The sequence below is a fragment of the Kluyvera sp. NPDC087067 genome (assembly GCF_044745165.1).
Classification (GTDB): domain Bacteria; phylum Pseudomonadota; class Gammaproteobacteria; order Enterobacterales; family Enterobacteriaceae; genus Kluyvera.
In genome coordinates this window covers 174,972-188,696 of record NZ_JBIUZS010000002.1, presented here as the reverse complement: position 1 = coordinate 188,696, position 13,725 = coordinate 174,972, and the positions used below count along the sequence as shown (strand labels likewise).

The window sequence follows — 13,725 nt, the reverse complement described above, 5'->3', positions numbered from 1 at the left end:
CCAGGATGACGACATGGCCGTAACTTCTCCGGGCGTATGCGCCGTGGTACCGGCAGCCGGGTTTGGCCGCCGTATGCAAACGGAATGCCCGAAACAATATCTCTCAATCGGTAACAAAACGATTCTCGAACACTCGGTGGATGCGCTGCTGGCTAATGCCCGCGTCCAGCGAGTGATAATCGTCGTCTCCCCTGGCGACGAACGCTTCCAGCAACTCCCTCTGGCGCAGCATCCCCAAATTACCGTCGTTGATGGCGGCGCTGAACGTGCCGACTCGGTGCTGGCTGGCCTGCGCGCGATTGATGATGCCCAATGGGTAGTGGTACATGATGCCGCGCGCCCGTGTCTGCATCAGGATGATTTAGCGCGGCTGCTGATGTTAAGCGACACCAGCCGCGTGGGCGGTATTCTGGCCGCGCCCGTTCGTGACACCATGAAACGCGCAGAAAGCGGAAAATCGGCCATTGCCCACACCGTCGAACGCAATGATTTGTGGCACGCGCTGACCCCCCAGTTTTTCCCGCGCGAGCTGCTGCTGGCGTGTTTAACCCGCGCATTGAACGAAGGCGCAACGATTACCGACGAAGCATCAGCGTTAGAGTATTGCGGCTTTCATCCCGAGTTGATTGCCGGACGTGCTGATAATATTAAAGTGACGCGCCCGGAAGACCTGGCGCTCGCCCAATTTTACCTCACCCGCTCGGGTAACCCGGAGAATGCATAATGCGAATTGGACACGGATTTGATGTACACGCCTTTGGTGGCGTTGGCCCGATTATCATTGGCGGCGTACGTATCCCTTATGAAAAAGGGCTGCTGGCGCACTCCGACGGCGACGTGGCGTTGCATGCATTAACCGATGCTTTACTCGGAGCGGCAGCACTGGGTGATATCGGCAAGCTGTTCCCGGACACCGATCCGGCCTTTAAAGGCGCTGACAGCCGCGCACTGTTGCGTGAAGCCTGGCGTCGTGTACAGGCGAAGGGCTACACCCTCGGCAACGTTGACGTCACCATTATCGCCCAGGCGCCAAAAATGCTGACGCACATCCCGCAAATGCGCGTGTTTATTGCCGAAGATCTTGGCTGCCATATGGATGATGTTAACGTCAAAGCCACTACTACCGAGAAGCTCGGCTTCACCGGTCGCGGTGAAGGCATCGCCTGTGAAGCGGTGGCGCTGCTGAATAAGGCGACCTCATGATTCAGTTCGATGCACTGACGTATTTGCACGGTAAACCGCAAAGTTCGGGGCTATTAAAAGCCAACCCGGAAGATTTTCTGGTGGTTGAAGATTTAGGTTTTGAACCGGACGGCGAAGGCGAGCATATTCTGGTACGCATCCTGAAAAATGGCTGTAATACCCGTTTTGTTGCCGAAGCGCTGGCGAAGTTTCTGAAAATTCACGCTCGTGAAGTCAGCTTTGCCGGGCAAAAAGATAAGCATGCGGTCACCGAACAGTGGCTATGCGCGCGCGTTCCTGGCAAGGAAATGCCAGATTTAAGCCAGTTCCAGCTGGAAGGGTGTCAGGTGCTGGAATATGCGCGCCATAAGCGTAAGCTGCGATTAGGCGCGCTTAAGGGCAATCAGTTCACGATAGTTTTACGCGAAGTGAAAGGCCGTGATGAGGTTGAGTCCCGTCTACAGGCGATTGTTGACGGCGGCGTGCCGAACTATTTCGGCGCTCAGCGCTTTGGCATGGGTGGCAGTAACCTGCATGGCGCTCTGCGCTGGGCGGAAAGCGGCGCACCGGTTCGCGACCGAAATAAGCGCAGTTTTTGGTTGTCGGCGGCACGCAGCGCGTTGTTTAATCAGATTGTGAGTGAACGCCTAAAAAAAACGGACTTTAATCAAGTTGTTGACGGCGATGCGCTACAATTATCCGGGCGTGGCAGCTGGTTTGTGGCAAGCCCTGAAGAACTGACTGAATTGCAAGCTCGCGTCGATGCGCGTGAACTGATGATCACCGCAGTCCTGCCGGGAAGCGGTGACTGGGGAACCCAGCGCGACGCGCTGGTATTTGAACAAACCGTGCTGGCTGAAGAGACCGCGTTGCAATCCCTGTTGCTGCGCGAAAAAGTCGAGGCCGCTCGCCGCGCAATGCTGCTCTATCCGCAGCAGCTTTGCTGGAACTGGTGGGACGACGTGACCGTCGAACTGCGTTTCTGGCTCCCGGCGGGCAGTTTTGCGACCAGCGTGGTAAGGGAACTTATCAATACAACAGGTGATTATGCGAATATTGCTGAGTAACGATGACGGGATCCATGCGCCAGGCATTCAGACGCTGGCCAGAGCCTTACGGGAATTTGCCGAGGTTCAGGTAGTTGCACCCGATCGTAACCGCAGTGGCGCGTCGAATTCGCTGACGCTGGAGTCTTCGCTTCGTACTTTCACTTTCGATAACGGCGACATTGCCGTCCAGATGGGCACGCCTACGGATTGTGTCTACCTTGGCGTCAATGCGCTGATGCGTCCGGGGCCGGACATCGTCGTTTCTGGCATTAACGCCGGGCCGAATCTGGGCGATGATGTTATCTATTCCGGCACGGTGGCGGCTGCGATGGAGGGCCGACATCTTGGTCTGCCCGCGCTTGCGGTGTCGTTAAACGGTCATCAACACTATGAGACCGCCGCCGCCGTCACCTGCTCGTTACTGCGCGCGTTAGCGCGTGAGCCGCTGCGTACCGGACGTATCCTCAACGTCAACGTTCCCGACCTGCCGCTTGACCAAATCAAAGGCATTCGCGTGACGCGCTGCGGTAGCCGCCATCCGGCGGATAAAGTCATTCCGCAGCAGGATCCGCGCGGTAATACGCTTTACTGGATTGGCCCGCCGGGTGAAAAATGCGACGCCGGCCCGGATACTGATTTTGCCGCCGTCGATGAAGGATATGTCTCCGTGACGCCGCTGCACGTCGATCTCACGGCACAGGGCGCGCGCGAGGTGGTCTCCGGCTGGCTTGAGCAGGTGAGGGTAGACACGCAATGGTAGTCAGTAAACGTATTCAGAGCCTGCTCGATCAGCTTCAGCAATTGGGGATCCGCGATGAACGGGTGCTTGATGCGATAGCGAACGTGCCGCGTGAAAAATTTATTGATGAGGCGTTTGAACACAGCGCGTGGGATAACGTTGCGCTGCCTATTGGGCAGGGGCAGACCATTTCGCAGCCTTACATGGTGGCGCGAATGACCGAACTACTCGAGCTGACGCCCGAGTGCCGGGTGCTGGAAATTGGCACCGGTTCGGGTTATCAGACGGCCATCCTGGCACATTTAGTTCATCACGTCTGTTCCGTTGAACGTATAAAGAGCCTGCAATGGCACGCACGGCGTCGCCTGAAGCAGCTTGATTTGCATAATGTATCGACCCGCCATGGCGATGGTTGGCAGGGGTGGCAAGCGCGCGCCCCGTTTGACGCCATTATCGTGACGGCGGCTCCGCTGGAAATCCCGGTTGCGCTGATGTCGCAGCTGGATGAGGGCGGTATTCTCGTTTTACCCGTAGGCGATGATCAGCAGTATCTGAAACGCGTTCATCGGCGGGGAGGCGAATTCATTATTGATACCGTCGAGGCCGTACGCTTCGTTCCCCTGGTGAAGGGGGAGCTCGCCTGAGACCCGGATTTTTCTGAAGGTTTTCGGCACAATTGGGCGTATGGTAAACACGTTTTCCAGTGTTTACGACGCGCGTTGCGCGGTATTAAGTCACTGGCAGTTAACCTATTCCTGGGGGATAAATGAGCGCGGGAAGCCCTAAATTTACCGTTAATCGTGTAGTGGCATTGTCACTGATTTCACTTTGGCTGGCAGGTTGTTCTTCATCGAATGATACCCCAGCGCCAGTCAGCTCCGTTAATAGCAATGGATCCAGCAGCACCAATTCCGGCATGCTGATTACGCCGCCGCCAAAAATGGGCACCACGGCGCAATCAACACCTCAGATTCAACCGGTACAGCCGGTTCAGACGCAGCCGGTTCAAACACAGCCTATCCAGACCCAGCAGCCCGTCGCGCAGCCGGTAGCACAACAGCCGGTGCAAATGGAAAATGGACATATCGTCTACAACCGCAAATACGGTGATATTCCAAAAGGCAGCTATGCAGGCGGCAGCACCTATACCGTTAAACATGGTGATACGCTGTTCTATATTGCCTGGGTGACCGGCAACGATTTCCGTGACCTTGCCCAGCGCAACAATATCGCTGCTCCTTACGGGCTGAACGTCGGGCAGGTTCTGCAAGTCGGCAATGCTTCCGGTCAGCCAATTACCGGAAACAACCCGGTAGCGGTAGCCAGCGCGCAAAGTAGCAACGCTAATTCCGGATTAGTCTCAAAACCTGCACAAAATTCCATCACGCCTGTTGCGTCGACTACCACAATTACGTATTCTGAGGATTCAGGTGAACAAAGTGCTAACAAAATGTTGCCTAACAACAAGCCTGCGACGACTACCGTCACAGCGCCTGTAACCGCACCAGTTGCAAGCACAGCCGTACCAACCGCCAGCAGTACATCAACCAGCGCGCCAATTTCCGCATGGCGCTGGCCGACTGACGGCAAGATTATCGAAAACTTTAGCGGCACCGACGGTGGCAATAAAGGGATTGATATCGCGGGCAGTAAAGGACAGGCAATCGTCGCAACCGCTGATGGGCGCGTCGTGTATGCCGGTAACGCACTGCGCGGTTACGGTAATCTTATTATCATCAAACATAACGATGATTACCTGAGTGCCTACGCTCATAACGATACGATGCTGGTAAAAGAGCAACAAGATATCAAGGCGGGGCAGAAAATCGCTACCATGGGTAGCACTGGTACCAGTTCGACACGTTTGCATTTTGAAATTCGTTACAAGGGGAAATCCGTCAACCCGCTGCAGTATTTACCGCAGCGATAATGCGGCAAAGTCCTTCACATGAACGCTTTCAGGTGGCATCGGCAGTCGTAGAGGCCACCTGATAAGTGACATGCTAAGGTGCATTGCCTGGGGATCACGGGTAGGAGCCACCTTAATGAGTCAGAATACGCTGAAAGTTCATGATTTAAATGAAGATGCGGAGTTTGATGAGAATGGAGCAGAGACTTTTGATGAGAAAGTCCTGAATGAAGAGGAACCCAGTGACAGCGAACTCGCCGAAGAGGAGCTTTTATCGCAGGGTGCTACTCAACGTGTACTCGATGCGACTCAGCTTTACCTGGGTGAGATCGGTTATTCTCCATTATTAACCGCAGAAGAAGAAGTTTACTTTGCTCGTCGTGCCCTGCGTGGCGATGTGGCCTCGCGCCGTCGGATGATTGAAAGCAACCTCCGTCTGGTCGTGAAAATTGCTCGCCGTTATGGCAATCGTGGTCTGGCGCTGCTGGATCTTATCGAAGAGGGCAATCTGGGGCTGATTCGCGCCGTAGAGAAGTTCGACCCTGAGCGTGGGTTCCGTTTTTCAACCTACGCCACATGGTGGATACGTCAGACAATTGAACGGGCTATCATGAACCAAACCCGTACCATTCGTCTGCCAATCCATATTGTTAAAGAGCTGAACGTCTATCTGCGAACCGCTCGTGAACTGTCGCATAAACTGGACCACGAGCCGAGCGCCGAAGAGATAGCCGAACAGCTGGATAAGCCAGTTGATGACGTAAGCCGTATGCTGCGTCTCAATGAACGCATCACTTCAGTTGATACGCCGCTTGGCGGAGATTCTGAAAAAGCGCTGCTGGACATCCTGGCCGATGAAAATGAAAACGGCCCGGAAGACACCACGCAGGACGATGATATGAAACAAAGCATCGTCAAATGGCTGTTCGAACTGAACGCCAAACAGCGTGAGGTGCTGGCTCGTCGCTTTGGCCTGTTAGGCTATGAAGCAGCGACGCTGGAAGATGTTGGCCGTGAAATTGGTCTGACCCGCGAACGTGTGCGTCAGATTCAGGTTGAAGGCCTGCGCCGTCTGCGTGAAATTTTGCAGACTCAGGGGCTAAGCATCGAAGCGTTATTCCGCGAGTAAGTGACTTTTCTCAAAAAGGCTCAATCATTGGATTGGGCCTTTTCCTTTTCTATTTTCCGCCGTTACCCCTGAGCCGTTTCATGCAGATGTTGCCAGAGGGTTTTGTCGTCCTGCAGGCGAAATATCGCCGTCGACCAGCGCTGTGTTGTCGGCTTACCGGGTAAATGCTGGGTTTCCTGATAGATAACGGCTGCACCGTCGTGCCATTCGCTGAGCACAGCAGCATTATCGACAACAATCTTTAACCCCGGACGACATGCGCCAGCTCCCGCGAAAAAGGCGCTGACTGCCTGGTAGTCCATTCGTGTTCCGCCCGGCGGAATCATCGTAAAATCGTGATTAAAGCGCTGCATTAAAGCCTTTGCGCTGCCTTCACCGCGCCCCAGCCAGTTTTCGATAACCACGTGAGCGTCGAGGACTTCTTGAATATAGCGATTCATTTATTCTCCATTTTGCGGTGCAGGTGAGGGAAAAGGTTAATCTTTCGCCTCGGATGATATCAGGGTGTGGATCAGCCGCGATAAATGCTGGCGCTCATCAGCGCTTAATCGACCTAAAAACTCTTCATCAACGGCGTTACCCAACGGGATAGCGTGAGCGAGTAAGGCTTCCCCTTCGGCGGTTAAAAAGACAAATCGGCGCCGCTTGTCCGCGGGATCGTGCTCGCGGCGCACAAGTCCTCGCTGCTCCATCCGGCTTAACATTTCTGCCAGCGTCGCTTTCGTACTGACCGCGGCAGCCGTCAGCGCGACCTGTTCAATGCCGGGATGTTCTGCAATAGCGCGCATCACCGCGTACTGAGGTTTGGTGAGTTCCGGCAGTTCATGCTGCCAGCGGGCGGTATGCTGCTGGAAAAGCTGACGCAGTAGGTGGAACGCCTCGTTTCTTAATTCCATGAGAACTCCATAAAAATCATCGCTTCTATGATAGCCGTTCGCGATGCTTTTGCGCATATTTCCTGTTTTGATTAAAAATGTGATCGTGTACGAACAAACTTGCACTTCGTGAGGATAAAGGGTACTTTTATTCAAAATGTTCGTGTACGAACAAAGTGAGAGGTGATGATGAAACTGATTGTGGGGATGACCGGGGCGACCGGAGCGCCGTTAGGGGTGGCTCTACTCAAGGCACTACGTGAAATGCCGGAAGTAGAAACCCATCTGGTGTTATCGAAGTGGGCCAAAACGACTATCGAACTGGAAACGCCGTTAAGCGCACGTGAAGTGTCTGAAATGGCGGATTTCACGCATAGCCCTGCCGATCAGGCCGCCATCATCTCCTCCGGCTCCTTCCGTACCGACGGCATGATTATCATCCCATGCAGTATGAAAACGCTGGCCGGCATCCGCGCTGGCTATGCCGAAGGGCTGGTGGGGCGTGCCGCCGACGTGGTGCTGAAAGAGGGGCGTAAGCTGGTGCTTGTGCCGCGCGAAATGCCGCTTAGCACCATCCATCTTGAAAATATGCTGGCCCTGTCACGCATGGGCGTGGCGATGGTGCCGCCAATGCCAGCGTATTACAACCACCCGGAAACAATTGATGATGTCACTAACCATGTGGTGGCGCGCGTGCTGGATCAGTTTGGTCTTGAGTACCACAAAGCACGTCGCTGGAGCGGGTTACGGACAGCGAATTTTTCACAGGAGAATGCATAATGGCTTTTGATGATTTACGCAGTTTTTTGCAGGAACTGGAAGACCAGGGCCAACTGCTGAAAATCAGCGAAGAGGTAAATGCCGAACCGGATCTGGCAGCGGCCGCGAATGCGACCGGCCGTATCGGTGACGGTGCCCCGGCGCTGTGGTTTGACAATATTCGCGGCTTTACCGACGCCCGCGTCACCATGAACACCATTGGCTCCTGGCAAAACCATGCCATTTCAATGGGTCTGCCGATGAACACGCCGGTCAGAAAGCAGATTGATGAATTCATCCGCCGCTGGGATAACTTCCCGATTGCCCCGGAAAGACGCGCGAACCCCGCATGGGCTGAAAATACCGTCGATGGTGAAGACATTAACCTGTTCGATATTCTGCCGCTGTTTCGCTTAAATGACGGTGATGGCGGTTTTTATCTGGATAAAGCCTGCGTGGTATCCCGCGACCCGCTTGATCCAGATAACTTCGGCAAACAGAACGTCGGTATCTACCGTATGGAAGTCAAAGGCAAGCGCAAGCTGGGCCTGCAACCCATCCCTATGCATGATATCGCGCTGCATCTGCACAAAGCGGAAGAGCGGGGAGAAGACTTACCGATTGCTATCACCCTCGGCAACGATCCCATCATCACGTTGATGGGCGCCACGCCGTTAAAATACGACCAGTCGGAATACGAAATGGCCGGCGCGCTGCGCGAAAGCCCTTATCCGATTGCGACCGCTCCGCTGACCGGGTTTGACGTGCCGTGGGGTTCGGAAGTGATTCTGGAAGGGGTTATCGAAAGCCGCAAGCGTGAAATAGAAGGGCCGTTTGGCGAATTCACCGGTCACTACTCCGGCGGTCGTAACATGACGGTAGTGCGTATCGATAAAGTCTCTTATCGCACTAAACCGATTTTCGAATCCCTCTATCTTGGTATGCCGTGGACTGAAATCGACTACCTGATGGGCCCGGCAACCTGCGTGCCGCTGTATCAGCAGCTGAAAGCCGAATTCCCGGAAGTGCAGGCGGTTAACGCCATGTACACCCACGGACTGCTGGCCATTATCTCAACCAAAAAACGCTACGGTGGTTTTGCCCGCGCGGTTGGCCTGCGTGCGATGACCACGCCACACGGCCTGGGCTATGTGAAAATGGTGATTATGGTTGATGAAGACGTCGACCCGTTCAACCTGCCGCAGGTGATGTGGGCGCTGTCGTCGAAGGTGAACGCAGCGGGCGATCTCGTGCAGTTGCCGAACATGTCGGTACTGGAGCTTGATCCTGGTTCTAGCCCGGCGGGGATCACCGACAAACTGATTATCGACGCCACCACGCCGGTTGCGCCGGACAACCGCGGTCACTATAGCCAACCGGTACAGGACTTACCTGAAACCAAAGCCTGGGCTGAAAAACTGACCGCTATGCTGGCTAACCGTAAGTAAGGAGGAAAAGATGATTTGTCCACGTTGCGCTGATGAACATATTGAAGTAATGGCGAAATCGCCGGTAAAAGATGTCTGGACCGTATTCCAGTGCCAGCATTGTCTGTACACCTGGCGCGATACTGAACCGCTACGCCGCACCAGCCGCGAACATTACCCGGAAGCGTTTCGCATGACGCAAAAGGATATCGACGACGCGCCGATGGTGCCAAGCATCCCGCCGCTGCTGGCGGCAGATAAACGCTAATGCCATAAACTGCGATGAGATGTGAACCTCATCGCATTTTTTTATCCGAAACGCGGCTGATATCCTGAGTCTGATCTTATTTATTGTGATGCTCGATATCTCAGGATATGTAAATTTAAACATGCTTTTAAAAACAGTATTGACTCTTCTGACTAAATGAGTAAATTAGGTTTTAACAGCACAAGAAAAGTAAGTGTTTATTCAGAAGTACTGGGGTAAACCATTTTGCAATAAGGCCACGAAGTTTGTAGTTTGGGATGCAGTATGTTTTAAGGCCTCGTAGTAATTGTGCTGGAAAGCAAAATGGTAGAGTATGCGCGACGATGTAACGCCTTGTTTTAAATTCATTTTCTGCGATTATTGCATCATGATAAACGCAACGGTAATAAGGCAACGCATCAAAGAGTATATGTCGCGATGGGGATGTACTTGTTTAAGGCGCCACGCTTAAGTTCTTTTTAACGCTGGCGATGTGTATAACAGGATAACTAGAGGGAGGTTTTTTAGTTTTAATGCCCAATATTATCTGTAGTAAACGGGTGCATTTGTAAGTAGTATAAATTGTAGTAGCAATTCAATAAGTTAATTAATGTTAAATCTGAAGTTCGTAGTACCTTAAAAGCCCTTGCCGTTCCGGTGAGGGCTTTTTTTTACCCTGAGTTCGCTCCGTCGATAAATTCACCATCGAGTCATTTACGCGATGTGATTTTTTGAAGGCGCCGCTTCAGCTCAGGCGAAGCGGCGCAGATGATGAATTACACCATACCCTTCAAACGATAAATCCACTCCAGCGCCTGACGTGGCGTAAGCGAGTCCGGATCCAGATTCTCCAGCGCCTCAACGGCAGGTGAAGCCTCTTCAGGTACTGACAACAGCGACATTTGTGTGCCATCTACCTGTGTTGCCGCAGCATTTGGCGACAGGCTTTCCAGCTCCCGCAGTTTCTGACGCGCGCGCTTGATAACCTCTTTTGGCACTCCCGCCAGTTGGGCAACCGCCAGACCGTAGCTTTTGCTTGCCGCGCCATCCTGCACGCTGTGCATAAAGGCGATGGTATCGCCGTGCTCCAGCGCATCCAGATGCACGTTGGCGACACCTTCCATTTTCTCCGGCAGTTGAGTCAGCTCGAAGTAGTGGGTGGCAAACAGGGTTAACGCTTTGATTTTATTTGCCAGGTTTTCGGCGCAGGCCCACGCCAATGACAAGCCATCGTAGGTGGATGTGCCGCGTCCAATCTCATCCATTAACACCAGGCTGTGCTCGGTTGCGTTGTGCAGAATGTTTGCGGTTTCGGTCATTTCGACCATAAAGGTCGAGCGGCCCGAGGCCAGATCGTCTGCTGCGCCAACGCGGGTAAAGATTCGGTCGATAGGGCCAATCTCGACGCTTTGCGCCGGTACGTAGCTGCCAATATAGGCCAGTAACGCAATCAACGCGGTTTGTCGCATATAGGTACTTTTACCGCCCATATTCGGGCCGGTGATGATAAGCATCCGCCGCTGCGGTGCCAGATGCAGCGGGTTAGCGATAAACGGCTCGTTGAGCACCTGTTCAACCACCGGATGACGACCTTCGGTAATACGAATGCCGGGTTTGTCGGTAAAGCGCGGGCAGGTGTAGTTAAGCGTCCAGGCGCGCTCGGCCAGATTGACCAGCACGTCAAGCTCGGCCAGCGCGTTGGCGCTCTGCTGCAAATCACCCAGATGCGGCAGAAGCAGCTCGAACAGCTCGTCATAAAGCTGTTTTTCCAGCGCCAGCGCTTTGCCTTTCGAGGTCAGAACCTTGTCTTCGTACTCTTTAAGCTCGGGAATAATATAGCGTTCGGCATTTTTCAGCGTCTGGCGGCGCACATAGTTGATAGGCGCCAGATGACTCTGCCCACGGCTTATCTGAATGTAGTAACCGTGTACCGCATTAAAGCCCACTTTTAAAGTATCAAGGCCGGTACGTTCACGCTCGCGGATCTCCAGACGATCAAGGTAGTCGGTCGCGCCGTCAGCCAGCGCGCGCCATTCATCCAGCTCTTCATTATAACCTGTCGCAATCACGCCGCCGTCACGCACCAGTACCGGCGGTGCTTCAATAATGGCGCGTTCCAGCAACTCGCGCAGTTCGGTGAACTCGCCCATTTTTTCCCGCAGCATTTGTACCGGGGCGCTTTCAACATTCAGCAGCTGCTCGCGCAGTACCGGCAATTGCTGGAAAGCATGACGCATCCGCGCGAGATCGCGTGGGCGAGCGGTACGCAGTGCCAGACGAGCCAGGATACGCTCCAGGTCGCCGACCTGCCGCAGCACGGGCTGTATTTCTGCGGTGCTATCCTGCAGAGCACCGATGGTTTGCTGGCGCTCGGTAAGAATTTTTGTATCCCGCACCGGCATATGTAGCCAGCGCTTAAGCATACGGCTGCCCATCGGCGTCACGGTGCAGTCGAGGACGGACGCGAGAGTATTTTCGAAGCCGCCCGCCAGATTCTGGGTGATTTCAAGATTACGACGCGTGGCAGCATCCATCACGATGCTGTCCTGCTGGCGGTCCATGGTGATGGAGCGAATATGCGGCAGCGATGTGCGTTGGGTGTCTTTCACGTATTGCAGCAGACAGCCCGCAGCGCACAGGCCACGCGGTGCGCCTTCAACGCCAAAGCCGACCAAATCGCGCGTACCAAACTGCATATTGAGCTGCTGGCGCGCGGTATCGATTTCAAACTCCCACAGCGGGCGACGGCGCAGGCCACGGCGACCTTCAATCAATGCCGTTTCGGCAAAGTTCTCGGCATACAACAGCTCTGCCGGATTGGTGCGTTGCAGCTCGGCGGCCATGCTTTCCCGGTCTGCGGGTTCGCTGATGCGAAAACGCCCTGAGCTAATGTCCAGCGTCGCATAGCCATAACCTTTGGTATCCTGCCAGATGGCGGCGAGCAGGTTATCCTGGCGCTCCTGTAACAGCGCTTCATCGCTGATGGTGCCGGGCGTAACAATACGCACGACTTTACGTTCAACCGGCCCTTTACTGGTTGCCGGATCGCCAATCTGCTCGCAGATGGCAACGGACTCGCCCTGATTGACCAGCTTTGCCAGATAGTTTTCCGCAGCATGATACGGAATGCCTGCCATCGGGATAGGCTCACCGGCAGAGGCACCACGTTTGGTTAACGAGATATCTAATAGCTGCGACGCGCGCTTGGCATCGTCATAAAACATCTCGTAAAAGTCCCCCATCCTGTAGAACAGCAGGATTTCAGGATGCTGTGCTTTGAGCTTCAGATACTGCTGCATCATTGGGGTGTGGGCGTCTAAATTTTCTAATGTACTCATTGATTTGTGATGTCCATTTTCTTAATTTTTAATGAGTTAGTGATTGTTGTGGTTATCATTATGTTTCACGTTATCTCATTGAATATCATGAAATTCTACATTTAAGGCCAGGTTGAAATGTCCCAGGGCGTTAATCGCCTGGCGCAATAGGGCTGCCTACAGCACAACCTACATTTTTCATGACTACGTAAGGTGCATGATAACGGAGTCTGAATGCGGGGAAAACAACTGGAAAAGCCACTTTTGCCCAAAGCGTTAAAAATAATGAAATCGAACGATAAAGTTAAGGCGGGCAGGGACAAAAATCAGACTATTTGCGCCTTCAGCGATGCAAATGAAGGGCACTTTTTTCTAATCTTATACAAAACCTCATCCACGCATTATTACCGTATTGCACTGATACTGCCTTGCGATATCTCTAACCGTTTCCTGAGTAAATACGTTAGCTGCTGAGATTTTCATATTTGGCTCAATCAATGTGTTAGAGCGTTTTTTGAAATTAACCACAAATTTATTCTGCTAACTTACGCCATCAAAATGTTCTTTGAGATAATGCTGATGGAGTAATGAATTTGGTAACCAATGGGCTGGCCCTCTTAAATAAGAAATCAAGAATTCTAAAAAACACCATTTTAGGAGCCATGATGAGTTTACTGGTGACACCAGCAAGCGGCATAAGTCTACCGGTTCATTTGCAATGCGTGGGCAAACAGGATCAAGTCGTTTCCGTAAGCTGGGAGGATTATCCGCACAAACTGGTCGTGCAGAATCAACGGCTGGAGATGTACCTGGCGCAGAAAACTAAGTTTGGCCATATGCTCCGCTTTTACCAAATTCCAGACAGCGGCACGAAACTGGCACTTATTGAATCAGATGATGAAATAAAGATTATCTATGCAGAAAAGGGGCAGGAGATTGAAGTGAAGTGCTCATAGTATTAACTCAGTTTTTATTATATGGCCAGTAGTTGGTCAGGATCGTTATTGCGACAGGCTAAAGGAGTAGAGACGTGTCGTCAGATTTAAAGTTTTTATTTTCCGTTCTCAGGAAAGATTTTGTTAACTATTTCCT

General features: G+C 53.0%; 14 protein-coding genes. 11 read left to right on the top strand and 3 right to left on the bottom strand.

Features of this window, described 5'->3' with window-relative positions; translation table 11 throughout:
• Positions 1-13: 13 nt before the first annotated feature.
• From ispD to rpoS, 7 genes are all read left to right on the top strand, one after another.
• Positions 14-724, top strand: a complete 711-nt coding sequence (gene ispD, locus ACIPDS_RS06310) for a 2-C-methyl-D-erythritol 4-phosphate cytidylyltransferase (RefSeq protein WP_400733843.1) — start codon at positions 14-16, stop codon at positions 722-724.
• On the top strand, positions 724-1,203 hold the full coding sequence (gene ispF / locus ACIPDS_RS06305) for a 2-C-methyl-D-erythritol 2,4-cyclodiphosphate synthase (RefSeq protein ID WP_062775445.1): 480 nt from the start codon (positions 724-726) through the stop codon (positions 1,201-1,203). The genes ispD and ispF overlap by 1 nt, the downstream gene beginning before the upstream one ends.
• Positions 1,200-2,249, top strand: a complete 1,050-nt coding sequence (gene truD / locus ACIPDS_RS06300) for a tRNA pseudouridine(13) synthase TruD (protein ID WP_400733838.1) — start codon at positions 1,200-1,202, stop codon at positions 2,247-2,249. Before ispF ends, truD begins: the two co-directional genes overlap by 4 nt.
• A complete protein-coding gene (gene surE, locus ACIPDS_RS06295) occupies positions 2,230-2,991 on the top strand; it encodes a 5'/3'-nucleotidase SurE (RefSeq protein WP_166515785.1) in 762 nt (253 codons plus the stop codon). The genes truD and surE overlap by 20 nt, the downstream gene beginning before the upstream one ends.
• A complete protein-coding gene (locus ACIPDS_RS06290; protein ID WP_166515786.1) occupies positions 2,985-3,614 on the top strand; it encodes a protein-L-isoaspartate(D-aspartate) O-methyltransferase in 630 nt (209 codons plus the stop codon). Before surE ends, ACIPDS_RS06290 begins: the two co-directional genes overlap by 7 nt.
• A 176-nt stretch (positions 3,615-3,790) precedes the next feature.
• Positions 3,791-4,900, top strand: a complete 1,110-nt coding sequence (nlpD, locus tag ACIPDS_RS06285; protein WP_400734699.1) for a murein hydrolase activator NlpD — start codon at positions 3,791-3,793, stop codon at positions 4,898-4,900.
• Between the two features lie 115 nt (positions 4,901-5,015).
• Positions 5,016-6,008 carry an RNA polymerase sigma factor RpoS gene (gene rpoS, locus ACIPDS_RS06280; protein WP_126440982.1) on the top strand — a complete coding sequence of 331 codons (993 nt, stop codon included), beginning with the start codon at positions 5,016-5,018 and terminating at the stop codon, positions 6,006-6,008.
• Positions 6,009-6,070: 62 nt separating this feature from the next.
• On the opposite strand, the gene ACIPDS_RS06275 is transcribed toward rpoS, so the two are convergent.
• On the bottom strand, positions 6,071-6,448 hold the full coding sequence (locus ACIPDS_RS06275; RefSeq protein WP_400733835.1) for a DUF4440 domain-containing protein: 378 nt from the start codon (positions 6,446-6,448) through the stop codon (positions 6,071-6,073).
• A 36-nt stretch (positions 6,449-6,484) separates the two neighbouring features.
• Positions 6,485-6,904, bottom strand: coding sequence for a MarR family transcriptional regulator (locus ACIPDS_RS06270; protein WP_166515789.1), 420 nt, complete (start codon positions 6,902-6,904; stop codon positions 6,485-6,487).
• Between the two features lie 168 nt (positions 6,905-7,072).
• Here ACIPDS_RS06270 and ACIPDS_RS06265 point away from each other — a divergent pair, with 168 nt between their 5' ends.
• Genes ACIPDS_RS06265 through ACIPDS_RS06255 form a run of 3 tightly spaced genes read left to right on the top strand, consistent with a single transcriptional unit; the run spans position 7,073 to position 9,337 of the window.
• Entirely contained in the window at positions 7,073-7,663 is a 591-nt protein-coding gene (locus ACIPDS_RS06265; protein WP_166515927.1) for a non-oxidative hydroxyarylic acid decarboxylases subunit B, read from the top strand.
• Positions 7,663-9,090 carry a non-oxidative hydroxyarylic acid decarboxylases subunit C gene (locus ACIPDS_RS06260; protein WP_400733833.1) on the top strand — a complete coding sequence of 476 codons (1,428 nt, stop codon included), beginning with the start codon at positions 7,663-7,665 and terminating at the stop codon, positions 9,088-9,090. The genes ACIPDS_RS06265 and ACIPDS_RS06260 overlap by 1 nt, the downstream gene beginning before the upstream one ends.
• Before the next feature lie 10 nt (positions 9,091-9,100).
• Entirely contained in the window at positions 9,101-9,337 is a 237-nt protein-coding gene (locus ACIPDS_RS06255; protein ID WP_166515791.1) for a non-oxidative hydroxyarylic acid decarboxylases subunit D, read from the top strand.
• Positions 9,338-10,092: 755 nt separating this feature from the next.
• Here ACIPDS_RS06255 and mutS read toward each other — a convergent pair.
• Positions 10,093-12,654, bottom strand: coding sequence for a DNA mismatch repair protein MutS (gene mutS / locus ACIPDS_RS06250; protein ID WP_400733829.1), 2,562 nt, complete (start codon positions 12,652-12,654; stop codon positions 10,093-10,095).
• Between the two features lie 566 nt (positions 12,655-13,220).
• Here mutS and ACIPDS_RS06245 point away from each other — a divergent pair.
• A complete protein-coding gene (locus ACIPDS_RS06245; protein WP_400733827.1) occupies positions 13,221-13,589 on the top strand; it encodes a hypothetical protein in 369 nt (122 codons plus the stop codon).
• Positions 13,590-13,725: the final 136 nt, after the last annotated feature.